The organism is Bradyrhizobium australafricanum (assembly GCF_020329495.1).
Classification (GTDB): domain Bacteria; phylum Pseudomonadota; class Alphaproteobacteria; order Rhizobiales; family Xanthobacteraceae; genus Bradyrhizobium; species Bradyrhizobium australafricanum.
In genome coordinates, this window is the sequence record NZ_JAGKJL010000033.1 from 46,006 (window position 1) to 59,761 (window position 13,756).

Genomic DNA, 13,756 nt, shown 5'->3' on the forward strand with positions numbered 1-13,756 from the left:
GACCGCATGAATCCCGATCTCGTCAAGATGATCTTCGGCCGCCTCAATCTGGAGGCGCTGCCGATCCACGAGCCGATCCTGGTCGGCACGTTTGCGGTGGTGGCGACCGGCGGCCTCGCGCTGTTTGCGATCGTCACCTACTTCCGGCTCTGGACCTATCTGTGGCGCGAGTGGTTCACCACCGTCGACCACAAGCGCATCGGCATCATGTACATGATCCTCGGCATCGTGATGCTGCTGCGCGGCTTCGCGGACGCGCTGATGATGCGCCTGCAGCAGGCGATCGCCTTTGGCGGCTCCGACGGTTATCTGCCGGCCCATCACTACGACCAGATCTTCACCGCGCACGGCGTGATCATGATCTTCTTCGTGGCGATGCCGCTGGTGACCGGCCTGATGAACTATGTGGTGCCGCTGCAGATCGGCGCCCGCGACGTCTCCTTCCCGTTCCTCAACAATTTCAGCTTCTGGATGACGGTCGGCGGCGCCGTGCTGGTGATGATGTCGCTGTTCGTCGGCGAATTCGCCCGCACCGGCTGGCTCGCCTACCCGCCGCTGTCGAACATCGGCTACAGTCCCGACGTCGGCGTCGACTATTACATATGGGGACTACAGGTCGCCGGCGTCGGCACGACGCTATCGGGCATCAACCTGATCTGCACCATCGTCAAGCTGCGCGCGCCGGGCATGACGATGATGAAGATGCCGGTGTTCACCTGGACCTCGCTCTGCACCAACGTCCTGATCGTCGCCTCCTTCCCGGTGCTGACGGCGGTGCTGGCGCTGCTGTCGCTCGACCGTTACGTCGGCACCAACTTCTTCACGAACGACTTCGGCGGCAACCCGATGATGTACGTGAACCTGATCTGGATCTGGGGCCACCCCGAGGTCTACATCCTGGTGTTGCCGGCGTTCGGCATCTTCTCCGAGGTGACCGCGACGTTTTCCGGCAAGCGGCTGTTCGGCTACACCTCGATGGTCTACGCCACCGTCGTCATCACCATCCTGTCCTACCTGGTCTGGCTGCACCACTTCTTCACGATGGGCTCCGGCGCCAGCGTCAACTCGTTCTTCGGCATCACCACCATGATCATCTCGATCCCGACGGGCGCGAAGATGTTCAACTGGCTGTTCACGATGTATCGCGGCCGAATCCGCTTCGAGCTGCCGATGATGTGGACGGTGGCATTCATGCTGACCTTCGTGATCGGCGGCATGACCGGCGTGCTGCTGGCGGTGCCGCCGGCCGATTTCGTGCTGCATAACAGCCTGTTCCTGATCGCGCATTTCCACAACGTGATCATCGGCGGCGTGCTGTTCGGCCTGTTCGCCGGCATCAACTACTGGTTCCCGAAGGCGTTCGGCTTCAGGCTCGATCCGTTCTGGGGCAAGCTGTCGTTCTGGTTCTGGGTCTCGGGCTTCTACTTCGCCTTCATGCCGCTCTACGTGCTCGGCCTGATGGGCGTGACCCGAAGGCTCCGCGTGTTCGACGATCCCTCTTTGCAGATCTGGTTCATCATCGCGGGCTTCGGCGCGTTCCTGATCCTGCTCGGCATCGTCGCGATGCTGGTGCAGTTCGCGGTCAGCATTCTGCGCCGCGAGCAACTGAAGGACACCACCGGCGATCCCTGGAACGCGCGGACGCTGGAATGGGCGACCTCGTCGCCGCCGCCGGACTACAACTTCGCCTTCACGCCCGTGGTCTACGACAACGACGCCTGGTGGGACATGAAGCGCCGCGGCTACAGGCGCCCGCTGACCGGCTTCAAGCCGATCCACATGCCGTCCAACACCGGCACCGGCATCATCCTCGCCGGCCTCGCGACGGTAATGGGGTTCGGCCTGATCTGGTACATCTGGTGGCTCGCCGCCGTCAGCTTCGTTGCGCTGCTCGCGGTCGCGATCGGCCACACCTTCAACTATCACCGCGACTTCCACATCCAGACGGATGAGGTGGTGCGGACTGAAGACGCGCGAACACGCGTGCTCGCCGCGGGAGCCCAGACATGAGCGTAGCAACAACCGTCTCCACCCAGGACTCCGAACCGATCTTTCACGTTGTGGACGAGCACGATCATCCGGAAGGCGCCAGCACCATGCTGGGCTTCTGGATCTACCTGATGAGCGATTGCCTCATCTTCGCGATGCTGTTTGCGACCTATGGCGTGCTCGGCGGCAATTATGCCGCCGGCCCATCGCCGAAGGACCTGTTCGACCTCAAGCTGGTCGCGCTCAACACCACGATGCTGCTGCTCTCCTCGATCACCTATGGCTTCGCCATGCTGACGATGGAGAAATCGAGGATCGGCGCGACGCAAGCCTGGCTCGCCATCACCGGGCTGTTCGGCCTCGCCTTCCTCGGCATCGAGCTCACCGAGTTCGCGCATATGATCCACGAGGGCGCAACACCCCAACGCAGCGCCTTCCTGTCGTCATTCTTCACCCTGGTCGGCACCCACGGCCTGCACGTCACCTTCGGCCTGGTCTGGCTGGTGACGCTGATGGTGCAGACCGCGCGCTTCGGCCTCACCGAAGCCAACCGGCGCCGGCTGATGTGCCTCTCGATGTTCTGGCACTTCCTCGACGTGGTCTGGATCGGCGTCTTCACCTTCGTCTATCTCCTGGGAATGCTGCGATGACAACAAAAGCTCACGCCAAAGCTCATACGCTCGAAGCCAATGCCAGCCACGGACATGGCGATCACGGCGGCGCGGCGCACGGCTCGCTGCAGAGCTATCTGATCGGCTTCGGTCTCTCCGTCGTCCTCACCGCGGTGCCGTTTTGGCTGGTGATGACCGGCGCGATCGCCGACAAGCAGGTCACCGCGCTGATCGTGCTGGTGCTCGCCGCGGTACAGATCGTCGTTCACATGGTGTACTTCCTGCACATGAACACGCGGTCCGAGAACGGCTGGACCATGATGGCGATGATCTTCACCGTGGTCATGGTGGTGATCGCGCTGACCGGCTCGCTGTGGGTCATGCATCATCTCAACATCAACATGATGCCGCTGCACGACATGAGCCAGATGCCGTGACGATGCGGTCTGCCAGACCCTCGCTGTTGCTGCTCACGCTCGGCATGCTGGGCGTGGTGCTGCTGAGCGCGCTCGGTATCTGGCAGATCGAACGCCGGACCTGGAAGCTGGCGCTGATCGAGCGGGTCGAGCAGCGCATGCATGCCGCGCCGGTCGCGCCGCCGCCCCCATCGTCATGGCCGGCGGTCACGGCCGCGAGCGATGAATACCGCCGCGTCACCCTACGCGGCACGTTCCTCAACGCCGACGAAACGCTGGTGCAGGCCGTCACGGTCGAAGGTCCCGGCTTCTGGGTACTGACCCCGCTGCAAGCCGCCGACGGAACCACCGTGCTGGTCAACCGCGGCTTTGTTCCCGCTGATAAACGCGATCCCGCGACACGGCGCGATGGCGAGCCGCAGGGCGCCGTCAGCGTCACCGGACTGCTGCGGATGTCGGAGCCGAAGGGCGGCTTCCTGCGCAGCAACGATGCTTCGGCCGGCCGCTGGTATTCCCGCGACGTCGCCGCCATCGCCGCCGCGCACGGACTGTCGCATGTAGCCCCCTTCTTCATCGACGCCGATGCGACGCCAAATCCGGGCGGCTACCCAATCGGCGGGCTCACGATCGTGCGGTTTCCGAACAACCACCTGATTTACGCGCTGACATGGTTCGCACTGGCCCTTATGCTGGCGGGCGCGCTCCTGCGCGTCATCGGCGGCAGGAGCCGCGCCGGCGCCTCCGATCCAAGGTGGGGTTCACGGCGCGCCGCCGTGCGCCGCTTGATCGGCGCAGCCCGCAATCTGTCTCGCGACACAGGCCCAGATGCTCGAGCGCACATCGGATCTGCATGACGACAAGGCCGCGACCGGCGCGGCGGTAACGCCGTCCGCCGCGGGCGCGGCCGCCGGCATGCCGTTCGACCTCGCAGCGCCCGCCGACATCGCGACCAATCGCAAGAACATGGCCCTCCTGGTCCAGCTGCGCTGGATCGCCGTGATCGGCCAGATCGCCACCATCGGCTTCGTGCAGTTCTGGATGGGCGTCGCGGTGCCGCTGCTGCCCTTGGCGGCCGTGATCTCCGGGCTGGTGGCACTCAATGTCGTCAGCCTGCTGTGGCTGCGCTACCGCGCCGACATCAACAACCGCGAGCTGCTGGTCGCGCTGGCGCTCGACGTCGCGGCGCTGACCGCCCTGCTCTACCTCAGCGGCGGCGCCACCAACCCGTTCACCTCGCTCTACCTGCTGCAGGTGACGCTTGGCGCGGTGCTGCTCGACGCGCCCTCGACCTGGTCGCTGGTGGCGCTGGTCTGCATGAACTTCGCCTGGCTGACCAGCTATTACCGGCCGCTCGAGCTGCCGCAGCACGGCTTCGCCGATGCCTTCAACCTCTATATCGCCGGCACCTTCATCGGCCTCGTGCTCGACGCCGTGCTGCTCGTGGTGTTCATGACCCGGATCAACCGCAATCTGCGCGATCGCGACCTGCGCCTCGCGGCGCTGCGCCAGCACGCCGCCGAGCAGGATCACATCGTCCGGATCGGCCTCCTGGCCTCCGGCGCCGCGCATGAGCTCGGCACGCCGCTCGCCTCGCTCTCGGTCATCCTCGGCGACTGGCGCCGGATGCCCGCGCTCGCCTCCGACCCTGAAATGTCGCAGGACCTCGGCGAGATGGAGATCTCGGTGCAGCGCTGCAAGTCGATCGTGACGGGCATCTTGCTCTCGGCGGGCGAAGCCCGCGGCGAAGGCTCCTCGCCGACCACGGTCACGGCGTTCCTGACGGCATTGGTGGAGGAATGGCGGACGACGCGGCCGTCGGCCACGCTGTATTTCCGCAACGCCTTCGGCGCTGATCTCGCGATCGTATCCGACATCGCGCTCAAGCAGGCGATCTTCAACGTGCTCGACAACGCCGCCGAGGTGTCGCGCGACTGGATCGAGCTGACCGCCGAGCGCAATGCCGACACGCTGGTGCTGTCGGTGACCGATCGCGGCCCGGGCTTCTCGCGCGAGATGCTGGCGCATATCGGCAAGCCGTATCAATCGACCAAGGGCAGCCCCGGCAGCGGCCTCGGCCTGTTCCTGGTGGTCAACGTGGTGCGCAAGCTGGGCGGCGTGGTGACGGCGCGCAACCGGCCGGACATCGGCGCCGCGGTCAGGCTCGAGCTGCCGCTCTCGACGCTCGGGATCGGAGACCATCTTGACGGATGAACGCCAGCTCCTGATCGTCGAGGACGATGCGGGTTTCGCCCGCACATTGAAGCGCTCGTTCGAGCGCCGCGGCTATGATGTGGCGGTGTCGGCCTCGCTCGACGAGGTCCGCCAGCTGCTCGAGCAGCAATCGCCCGGCTATGCGGTCGTCGACCTGAAGCTCGCCGGCGGTGCATCGGGCCTTGCCTGCGTCGAGGCGTTGCACACGCATGATCCTGAGATGCTGATCGTCGTGCTGACCGGCTTTGCCAGCATCGCAACCGCGGTCGAGGCGATCAAGCTCGGCGCCTGCCACTATCTGGCCAAGCCGTCGAACACCGATGACATCGAGGCCGCGTTCCTTAAAGCGCAGGGCAATGCCGCCATCGAGGTCGGTGCGCGGCCGACGTCGATCAAGACGCTGGAATGGGAGCGCATCCACCAGACCCTGATGGAGACCGACTTCAACATCTCGGAAGCCGCCCGCCGACTCGGCATGCACCGCCGGACATTGGCGCGCAAGCTCGAGAAGCAGCGGGTGAAGTAGCACAGGCTAGCGTAGCCCGGATGGAGCGAAGCGCAATCCGGGATCGAACCATCCGCGGTCAAGCTGCGCTTCATCCATGCTACGGATCCGCCACGCCGTTGCCGTTCGCTTCGCCGCGGATGTATAGCAGCGGCCGAGCAGTGCCGACAACCTCTTCCAGCCCAGCACAGATGACGCCGACGACGCGGCCATGATCGCGGCGGCGATCCGCCGCATCGACGAATTCACCGACCGCTTCAACGCCCGCGATCTCGCCGGCATGGATGCGCTGCTGCACTTCCCGCACGTCATCCTCTCCGGCGAGCAGCTCGTGATCTGGGAAGGCCCCGGCCAGCTGCCGACGTCGTTCTTCGACGATCTGGCGCGCACCACGGGATGGGCGAAGAGCACCTATCAGCGCAAGGAGGCGGTGCTGGTCAGTCCGCGCAAGGTGCACCTGCTGGTCGAATACAGCCGCGACCGCGCCGACGGGTCGGTTGCCAGCCGTCACCGCAATCTGTGGATCGTGACGTCCGAGAACGACCACTGGGGCATCAAGCAGCGCTCGTATTGAGCACACGGCGCGGCAGCAATGGCAGCGTCGCCAGCAGAAGCTGCCCGCTCGGCGCCAAAGCAAAAAGCCCGGTCTTGCGACCGGGCTTTTGTTTTCAATCCGTCGAACCCTTTCAGGCGGCTTCGTCCTCGACGGCGGTATCGTCGCCATCGGTATCGGCATCCTCGCCGTCGGCATCGCCCTCGCCTTCACCCTCGGCTTCTGCCTTGGCGCCGCGGCGCGGGCTCTTGGCGAGCTGGCCTTCGATCTCCTTGATCGCCTCGGTCTCGGTCGAGTGCTGCACGACCGCGATCTCGCGCGACAGACGGTCGAGCGCCGCTTCATAGAGCTGGCGTTCGCTATAGGACTGCTCGGGCTGCGATTCCGAACGATAGAGGTCGCGGACCACCTCGGCGATCGCGACGATGTCGCCCGAGTTGATCTTCGCTTCGTATTCCTGGGCGCGGCGCGACCACATGGTGCGCTTGACGCGGGCGCGGCCCTTCAGCGTCTCCAGCGCCTTCTTGACCAGCGCCGGCTCCGACAGCTTGCGCATGCCGACATTGGCGACCTTCGCCGTCGGGACGCGCAGCGTCATCTTGTCCTTCATGAAATTGATCACGAACAGCTCGAGCTTGGCGCCCGCGATCTCCTGCTCCTCGATCGCCAGGATCTGGCCGACGCCGTGAGCGGGATAGACCACGAATTCATTAGCCTTGAAGCCCTGACGCTGCGTCACGACCTTCTTCGGCTCCTCGACGCGCGGCGCGGCGGCCGGCTTGGCGGCGGCCTTCGGAGCAGCGGCGGGGACGGCAGCCTTCGGGGCGGCCGGCTTCGGCGCAGCAGCCGTCTTGGTCGCGGCAGGCTTGGGGGCGACCTTGGCAGCAGCGGGCTTCGCAGCTGCCGCTTTCGCGGCAGTCTTGGCAGTCTTTTCTGGCATCACGCTTCTTTTGTTCTTTGAGGACTTTGCAGCCGCCGCCTTCTTGGCCCCCTTCACGGACGCCTTGGCACGGCCCTTGGTTGCGCTGCGAGCAACGACAGCGGCTTTTTTCGTCGTCTTTGAAGCACTCTTTTTACGCGTTTTCTGTGACACAGCCTGCGCGCGGAAACTGCCACGCCCCTGTTCGAGTTTGCGGGAACCTCGAAGCCACAAGGTACGCATGGCAGGGGGTTCTTGGCCTGTAATGTGTCAGATATAGCACATTTTCCGCAAAAATCAATGGTTTACGCCCGATTCCGGGCATAACAGGGGCCGTTCAGGTCATATGTCCGTCATTAGGGTTAAATCGGCGGCCGAACGGAGGGCCGCGGCGGACCAGAGCCCGACCTTACCACGGTATTCCCTAACGAATCAGTCGCCGCTGCCGGGATTCGGAGAAAAATATTTCTCGAACTTGCCTTCCTTGCCTTCCCACTCCTTGGCGTCTTCCGGCGAGTCCTTCTTCTGGGTGATGTTCGGCCAGCTCTTGGCGTAGTCGCGGTTGACCTCGAGCCACTTTTCCAGGCCCGGCTCGGTGTCCGGCTTGATGGCGTCCGCCGGGCATTCCGGCTCGCACACGCCGCAATCAATGCATTCGTCGGGATGGATGACCAGCATGTTCTCGCCCTCGTAGAAGCAATCGACGGGGCAGACCTCGACGCAGTCGGTATATTTGCACTTGATGCAGGCTTCAGTGACGACGTAGGTCATCCAAAACTCCGGAACGATCGATTTTTCTGGGGTTGCGTAGCGCAGGAATACCGGGGCCGCAAGGGAAGCGGCCCTCGAAAAACGCCAGTATTCTCACGCTCCTGCCACCCAAATTGAGATAGCAAGCGCTAGATAACTACTCCTTACCGGCCTGCAAATTGCCGGCCTGCAAATCCTCGTACAGCACCCGCGCCGAACTGGCATCGCCGCGCCGCTCGGCAAAGCCGATCACCTTGAGCACGCGGACGCTGTGGTCCAGCGCGACGGTGACGACATCACCCGCCTTCACCGCATGGCCCGGCGATTTCTCGCGCGTGCCGTTGATCCGGACATGACCCGATACGACGAGTTCAGCGGCGCTGGTGCGGGCCTTCACCAGGCGCGCATGCCACAGCCATTTGTCGAGGCGCTGTCGATCCAAACTAGACCAAGCGTTAAACCAAGGGTTGGACTATTCCTTCCGGCCTGCGAGCTGCTCTTTCAGGGCAGCGAGCTTGGCGAATGGCGAATTCGGATCGATCGGCCGGTCGCGCTCGCGCGGCGCGCTCGAGGCGTAGGGCCGATGCGACGGGCCGCCCTCGCGCTTGTCGCGGCCGCCCTTGCCGAAATCGCGGCCGCCGCGATCACGATCGCCGCGCTCGCCCTTGCGGTCGCCGCCGAACTTGTTGTCGCGGCGACGCTCATTGTCGCGATCGCGACCCTTGCCTTCGAAGCGCTCGCGGCGCTGGCCCTTGTCGTCCCTGTTGTCGCGGGCCTGCGCGCCCTCGGCGGGTGCCGCAGACGGATCCGCTGGCGCGCCTGGACGCGGCGCGCGGAAATCCTGGTGACGGCGCGGACGGCGATGCTGTTCGCGCTTGCTGTCGCCCTCGCCGCCGCCTTCAGCGGCCTGCGCGCCCTCGGCGGGCTTGCCCTGGTGACGGCCGCGGTTGCGATCATGGCCGCGATGATGCGGACGGCGCTCGTCGGAACGGCCACCGGGACGCCAGACTTCGACCAGCTGCGGCTCGGCCGGCGTCTCCGCGGCGGCGACAGCGGCTTCAGCCGGTGCTGCCTCAGCACTCGCGGTCTCCGCGGCCGCCTCAGTGGCGGTCTCGGACGGCATCTCTGCAGTGGCTTCCGCGGCAGGCCCAGGCTCGGATGCCGTTTCCGCAGCGGGCTCCTCAGCGGCGGGCTCTTCGGCGACAGCGGCGGGCTCCGCGGCAACTTCTGCCGCGGGCTCGGGCTTGGTCTCGACGACGACCGGCGTCGCCTCGCTGGACACCACCTCGGCAAAGCCGACATCGGGCAGCAGCGCGGCCGACGGTGCGGGATCGCCGGACACCGGCTGATCCGTGGCGGCCTCCGGCGCTTCGGCCACAACCTCGGCGGTGGCACCAACCGGCGCATCCACGGCGGCCTCAGAGGTCGCCTCGACTGGCGGCGTCTCGGCGGCGACCGTCTCGGTGGTCTCGGCTACGGCCTCCGTGGTCTCGGCGACGGCCTCCGTGGTCTCGGCCGGCGCGGCCTCGACGGGCTTCGGCGGCAGCGGCGGACGGCGGTCCATGCGGTAGCCGAGCGCGCGCAGGATCGAGGCAAAGTCCTCGCCGGCGGAGCCGGTCAGCGAGGTCATCGCCTGCGTCACGACAAAGCCGCGGCCGTCGAACGCGCCCGCAGGCTTCTCGCCCGGCGAGGTCTCGCGCCAGGCCAGAGCGGGGCGGATCAGGTCGGCGAGCCGCTCCAGGATGTCGACGCGCACCGCGCGCTCGCCGCACTGGCGATAGCCGAGCACGCGATAGGCATCGCGCGGCAACGCCTTATCGACCGGGAACGACGTGCGGCCGCTGGAGGCCAGATGCTGCACATTCGACAGCGCCGCCATGTCGGCATTGCTCTGCTTCTCGGCCCACAGCAGCGAGGCCAGCGAGCGCGCCGCGGGCTTCAAGAGCTGCGGGAAATAGATGTGGTAGGCGCCGAACCGCACCCCGTATTTGCGCAGGGCCGCGCGCGAGGGCTGGTCGAGATCCTTCATCTCGGCCGCGATCTTCGCGCGCTCGAGCACGCCGAGCGCCTCGACCAGCTGGAACGCGATGCCGCGGGCAATGCCCTGCAGATCCTCGGCCTTGGACAGTTCGAACAGCGGCCCGAGCAGCTTTTCGATATGCGTCTTGAGCCAGAGATCGAGCCGGGTCTGCACCGCTTCGCGTGGGGCGCCGGTCAGCCGCTCGTCGGAGATGATGCGCAGCCGCGGATGCAGCGCGTCCTCGGCGGCCACCAGCTTGGCCACCGCATCGCCGGTCCAGCGGATGGTGCCGTCGGAGGTCAGCACGAACTGCTCGTCGGGGGCGGCGCCCAGTTTCTCGGCACGCGCATCGATCTCGCGCGCCAGCACCTGCTGGGCGGCGGCTTGCAGCGCCTTGGCGTCGCTGCCGGCCTCGGCCGCATCAGGTGCGAAGGTGAAACCATCGAGCCGGCCGATCACGTGGCCTTCCACGATCACTTCACCGGTCTTGCCAATTTCCGTATTCAAAACTGAGTTCTCCCGCAGGCGGCGCATCAATACACTGGTCCGCCTGTCAACGAAACGCTCCGTGAGCCGTTCATGCAGCGCATCGGACAATTTATTTTCGAGCTCGCGCGTGATCCCCTGCCAGTGGTCCGGGTCGTAGAGCCAGTCCGGCCGGTTGGCAACAAAGGTCCAGGTCCTGATCTGCGCGATCCGGCCCGATAGCGTGTCGATATCGCCGTCGGTCCGGTTGGCCTGGTCGACCTGGGCGGCAAACCATGCGTCAGGGATACGGCCCTTTTGCATCAGGAAGCCATACAGCGTGGTCACGAGTTCGGCATGGGCGGCCGGCGACAGCTTTCGGTAGTCTGGAACCTGGCAGGCCTCCCACAGCCGCTCCACCGCGGCCGCCCCATGCGCGAGATCGCGCACCTCGGCGTCGCGCGCGACATGCTCGAGCACGCGCAGATCCTCGGCCACCGGGGCCCGCGTCAGTGCCTCATGATTGGGCGACAGCGCCAGCGACACCTGCAACGCGCCGAGCGAGGCGAAGTCCAATTTCGCGTTGCGCCATTGCAGCACCTTGACGGCATCGAAGGTGTGGTTCTGCAGCGCGTTGACGAGCTCCGGCTCGAACGGCGCGCAGCGCCCGGTGGTGCCGAATGTGCCGTTGCGCGTCGCGCGCCCGGCGCGGCCCGCGATCTGCGCGAATTCGGCCGGGGTCAGGCGGCGGAACTGATAGCCGTCATATTTGCGGTCGGAAGCGAAGGCGACATGATCGACGTCGAGATTGAGCCCCATGCCGACCGCGTCGGTGGCGACGAGGTAATCGACGTCGCCGTTCTGGAACATCGCGACCTGCGCATTGCGCGTGCGTGGCGAGAGCGAGCCCAGCACCACGGCCGCGCCGCCATGCTGTCGGCGGATCAATTCGGCGATCGCGTAGACCTCGTCCGCCGAGAACGCGACGATTGCCGTTCTGCGCGGCTGCCGCGTGATCTTGCGGTCGCCGGCGAATTCGAGCTGCGACAGCCTCGGCCGCGTGATGATCGAGGCACCCGGCAACAGCCGCTCGATCATCGGCCGCATCGTCGCCGCGCCGAGCAGCAGCGTCTCGTCGCGGCCGCGGCGGTTGAGGATGCGATCGGTGAACACATGCCCGCGCTCGAGATCGGCCGCGATCTGGATCTCGTCGACCGCGAGAAAGGACACATCGAGATCGCGCGGCATCGCCTCGACGGTCGAGACCCAGAAGCGCGGCGCCTTCGGCTTGATCTTCTCTTCGCCCGTGACCAGCGCGACGTTGTCGACGCCGGCACGGTCCGCGATCTTGTTGTAGACCTCGCGCGCGAGCAGCCGCAGCGGCAGCCCGATCAGGCCGGACGAATGCGCCAGCATGCGCTCGATGGCGAGATGCGTCTTGCCGGTGTTGGTCGGCCCGAGCACCGCGGTGACGCCTGCACCGGGCACGCGGTCATTTCCGAACGAAGTTGAGAAAGCCATATTTTGCAGGTGTTTCTTTTGATCGATGCGCCGCTGTTAGCCGTCATTGCGAGCCAACGGGTCGCGCGCCCGATGACAGGCTCCGCTGAAGCAATCCATTCGGACCGCTTGCCGCGATAGTGGATTGCTTCGTCGCTTCGCTCCTCGCAATGACGCTGAAATCCGGAAACTGATCGATCATCGACACCATCTGCGGCGAAATCTGTCTCACAATGCGACGCTTTCTGCGCCCGGCTTAAGCTCTGGAACGACTCTAGAACGAATCGCGGCCGAATCGCTGACTCGATTGGGGGGCCTGATACGTTCACCGCAACATCTCGGGTAGGCTGACGGCGGCGGCACTAGATCAAGTTTGAGAGGGCTCCACAAGCACAGGATATGCGGACTGAATTCCTTAAGTTCCAGGGGTGACCGAGTCGAATCAGAAGCGGACAAGAGTCAACCGGATTCCGGTGACGTTCGTTGCATTCCGCGCGCCGCGTAGCGCCTCCGAAGTACCCTCTCCCCTTGTGGGAGAGGGTGACGCCGCAGGCGCCGGGTGAGGGGTCTGTCTCAGCGGATAGAGACCCCTCATCCCTCCTTCTCCCACAAGGGGAGAAGGGAAGAACTCTTACCCTCGCCTCAGGGTGACGGTCTGGCTACCGCGTAGCCCGCATGAGCGAAGCGATATGCGGGACGACTGTCCCCGGATGGCGCTTCGCTTATCCGGGCTACGACAGGGTGTTACTGCGTCTTCGCCACGCGCGGCGGCGCGGCGGTGGTGACGAACGAGGTCGCTTCCAGCATGGCCTGGCCGAGCGGGGTCGGGATCGTCATGCGGAACGGCACCAGGAGTCGGGTGCCGGCGATCGGCACGAAGGCGATCTCGATGTTGCGCTGGGCGGCGAGATATTTGATCACGGGGCGATCCGGGATGTAGCCCGAGATCGGCACGAAATAGAGCGCACAGACCAGCGCCGGGCCGTGATAGCCGCGCTCGGCCTTGACGATCTCGACCCGCTTGAAATCGAGCTTGAGGTCGTAGCGCATGCGGCCGTCGAAGATGCCGGCACCGCTGCGGCAGATATCCGGGCTCATCAATTCGGCATTGCCGGGCGCGCGCAGGAACGAGCCGGTCATCGGATCGAACACGTTCTTCTTCTGCGCATCGGTCACCGGCAGCCGGTCGGGATCGACCGGCGGCTCCGGCTCGATCGCGGATTCCTTGATGCCGCCATTGGCGAGCACCATCCGGATCGTCTCCGACTTCTTCGAGGTGGTGGTGGTCGCGGTGTAGGAGGAGGCGGCCAGCGCGCCGTTGACGACGCGGCCCTGCGAGGCGCCGGTGCCGGAGCCGCCGGAAAACGCCTTCAGCAGCCCAGCAGTGCCGCCCTGGGCCGAGGCGGAGAAGCTGTCGTCGCCAATTTCGATGGTCCAGCTGCCCTTGCCGACCGGGATACCGGCCAGAGTCGCCTCGTACTGGGCGTCGAGCCGACCCTGCGCGCTGGCGCGCTCGGCGCAAAACAGCAGCAATGCGCCCGCGCACAGGCCGAGCAGCCGGCCGAGCGGGGGCAAAATGGCAATGGCGGTGGTCACTTAACCTACCTGACGGTCCTGCTATCGGCGCTCTATCCGTTGTCCATTTCGGCGTTCAATTCGGCCGGACAACAAGGCGCATCTTGTATGGAACCTAGACTTGCAGCCGAATACGCCCTTTATATGGTTGCCATATCCGCCGTTAAGTGGCTGGAAGACCTTATGAACCGGCATTTCCGGTGCCCCGCATGCGGCGATATAATCTTGACGCTCGGGTATTC

At 65.5% G+C, this 13,756-nt stretch carries 12 protein-coding genes; 7 read left to right on the top strand and 5 right to left on the bottom strand.

Features of this window, described 5'->3' with window-relative positions; all coding sequences use genetic code 11:
• The first annotated feature begins 6 nt into the window (after positions 1-6).
• From cyoB to J6525_RS26655, 7 genes are all read left to right on the top strand, one after another.
• Complete coding sequence (gene cyoB, locus J6525_RS26625) at positions 7-2,010, top strand: cytochrome o ubiquinol oxidase subunit I (protein WP_225646886.1); 2,004 nt, start codon at positions 7-9, stop codon at positions 2,008-2,010.
• Positions 2,007-2,639, top strand: coding sequence for a cytochrome o ubiquinol oxidase subunit III (gene cyoC, locus J6525_RS26630; protein ID WP_225163208.1), 633 nt, complete (start codon positions 2,007-2,009; stop codon positions 2,637-2,639). Before cyoB ends, cyoC begins: the two co-directional genes overlap by 4 nt.
• Positions 2,636-3,037 carry a cytochrome o ubiquinol oxidase subunit IV gene (gene cyoD, locus J6525_RS26635; protein ID WP_076824778.1) on the top strand — a complete coding sequence of 134 codons (402 nt, stop codon included), beginning with the start codon at positions 2,636-2,638 and terminating at the stop codon, positions 3,035-3,037. Before cyoC ends, cyoD begins: the two co-directional genes overlap by 4 nt.
• 2 nt (positions 3,038-3,039) lie before the next feature.
• The gene (locus tag J6525_RS26640; RefSeq protein WP_225646887.1) at positions 3,040-3,870 is read left to right on the top strand and encodes an SURF1 family protein; all 831 of its coding nucleotides are present in this window, start codon (positions 3,040-3,042) and stop codon (positions 3,868-3,870) included.
• Complete coding sequence (locus J6525_RS26645; protein ID WP_225646888.1) at positions 3,842-5,227, top strand: ATP-binding protein; 1,386 nt, start codon at positions 3,842-3,844, stop codon at positions 5,225-5,227. Before J6525_RS26640 ends, J6525_RS26645 begins: the two co-directional genes overlap by 29 nt.
• Positions 5,217-5,753: a response regulator transcription factor gene (locus J6525_RS26650; protein WP_057015515.1), complete on the top strand. Its 537-nt coding sequence runs from the start codon at positions 5,217-5,219 to the stop codon at positions 5,751-5,753. The genes J6525_RS26645 and J6525_RS26650 overlap by 11 nt, the downstream gene beginning before the upstream one ends.
• Before the next feature lie 190 nt (positions 5,754-5,943).
• On the top strand, positions 5,944-6,306 hold the full coding sequence (locus J6525_RS26655; RefSeq protein ID WP_225646889.1) for a hypothetical protein: 363 nt from the start codon (positions 5,944-5,946) through the stop codon (positions 6,304-6,306).
• Positions 6,307-6,418: 112 nt separating this feature from the next.
• Here J6525_RS26655 and J6525_RS26660 read toward each other — a convergent pair whose 3' ends face one another.
• The 5 genes from J6525_RS26660 to J6525_RS26680 form a co-directional block, all read right to left on the bottom strand.
• The gene (locus tag J6525_RS26660; RefSeq protein WP_080686805.1) at positions 6,419-7,225 is read right to left on the bottom strand and encodes a CarD family transcriptional regulator; all 807 of its coding nucleotides are present in this window, start codon (positions 7,223-7,225) and stop codon (positions 6,419-6,421) included.
• 411 nt (positions 7,226-7,636) lie between these two features.
• Positions 7,637-7,975 (bottom strand): ferredoxin FdxA, encoded by a 339-nt coding sequence (fdxA, locus tag J6525_RS26665; protein ID WP_016844914.1) that lies wholly within the window; start codon positions 7,973-7,975, stop codon positions 7,637-7,639.
• A 136-nt stretch (positions 7,976-8,111) separates the two neighbouring features.
• Positions 8,112-8,396, bottom strand: coding sequence for an RNA-binding S4 domain-containing protein (locus J6525_RS26670; protein ID WP_225646890.1), 285 nt, complete (start codon positions 8,394-8,396; stop codon positions 8,112-8,114).
• 30 nt (positions 8,397-8,426) lie between these two features.
• Complete coding sequence (locus J6525_RS26675) at positions 8,427-11,960, bottom strand: helicase-related protein (RefSeq protein WP_225646891.1); 3,534 nt, start codon at positions 11,958-11,960, stop codon at positions 8,427-8,429.
• A gap of 723 nt (positions 11,961-12,683) precedes the next feature.
• The gene (locus J6525_RS26680; protein ID WP_376708565.1) at positions 12,684-13,514 is read right to left on the bottom strand and encodes a DUF3108 domain-containing protein; all 831 of its coding nucleotides are present in this window, start codon (positions 13,512-13,514) and stop codon (positions 12,684-12,686) included.
• Positions 13,515-13,756: the final 242 nt, after the last annotated feature.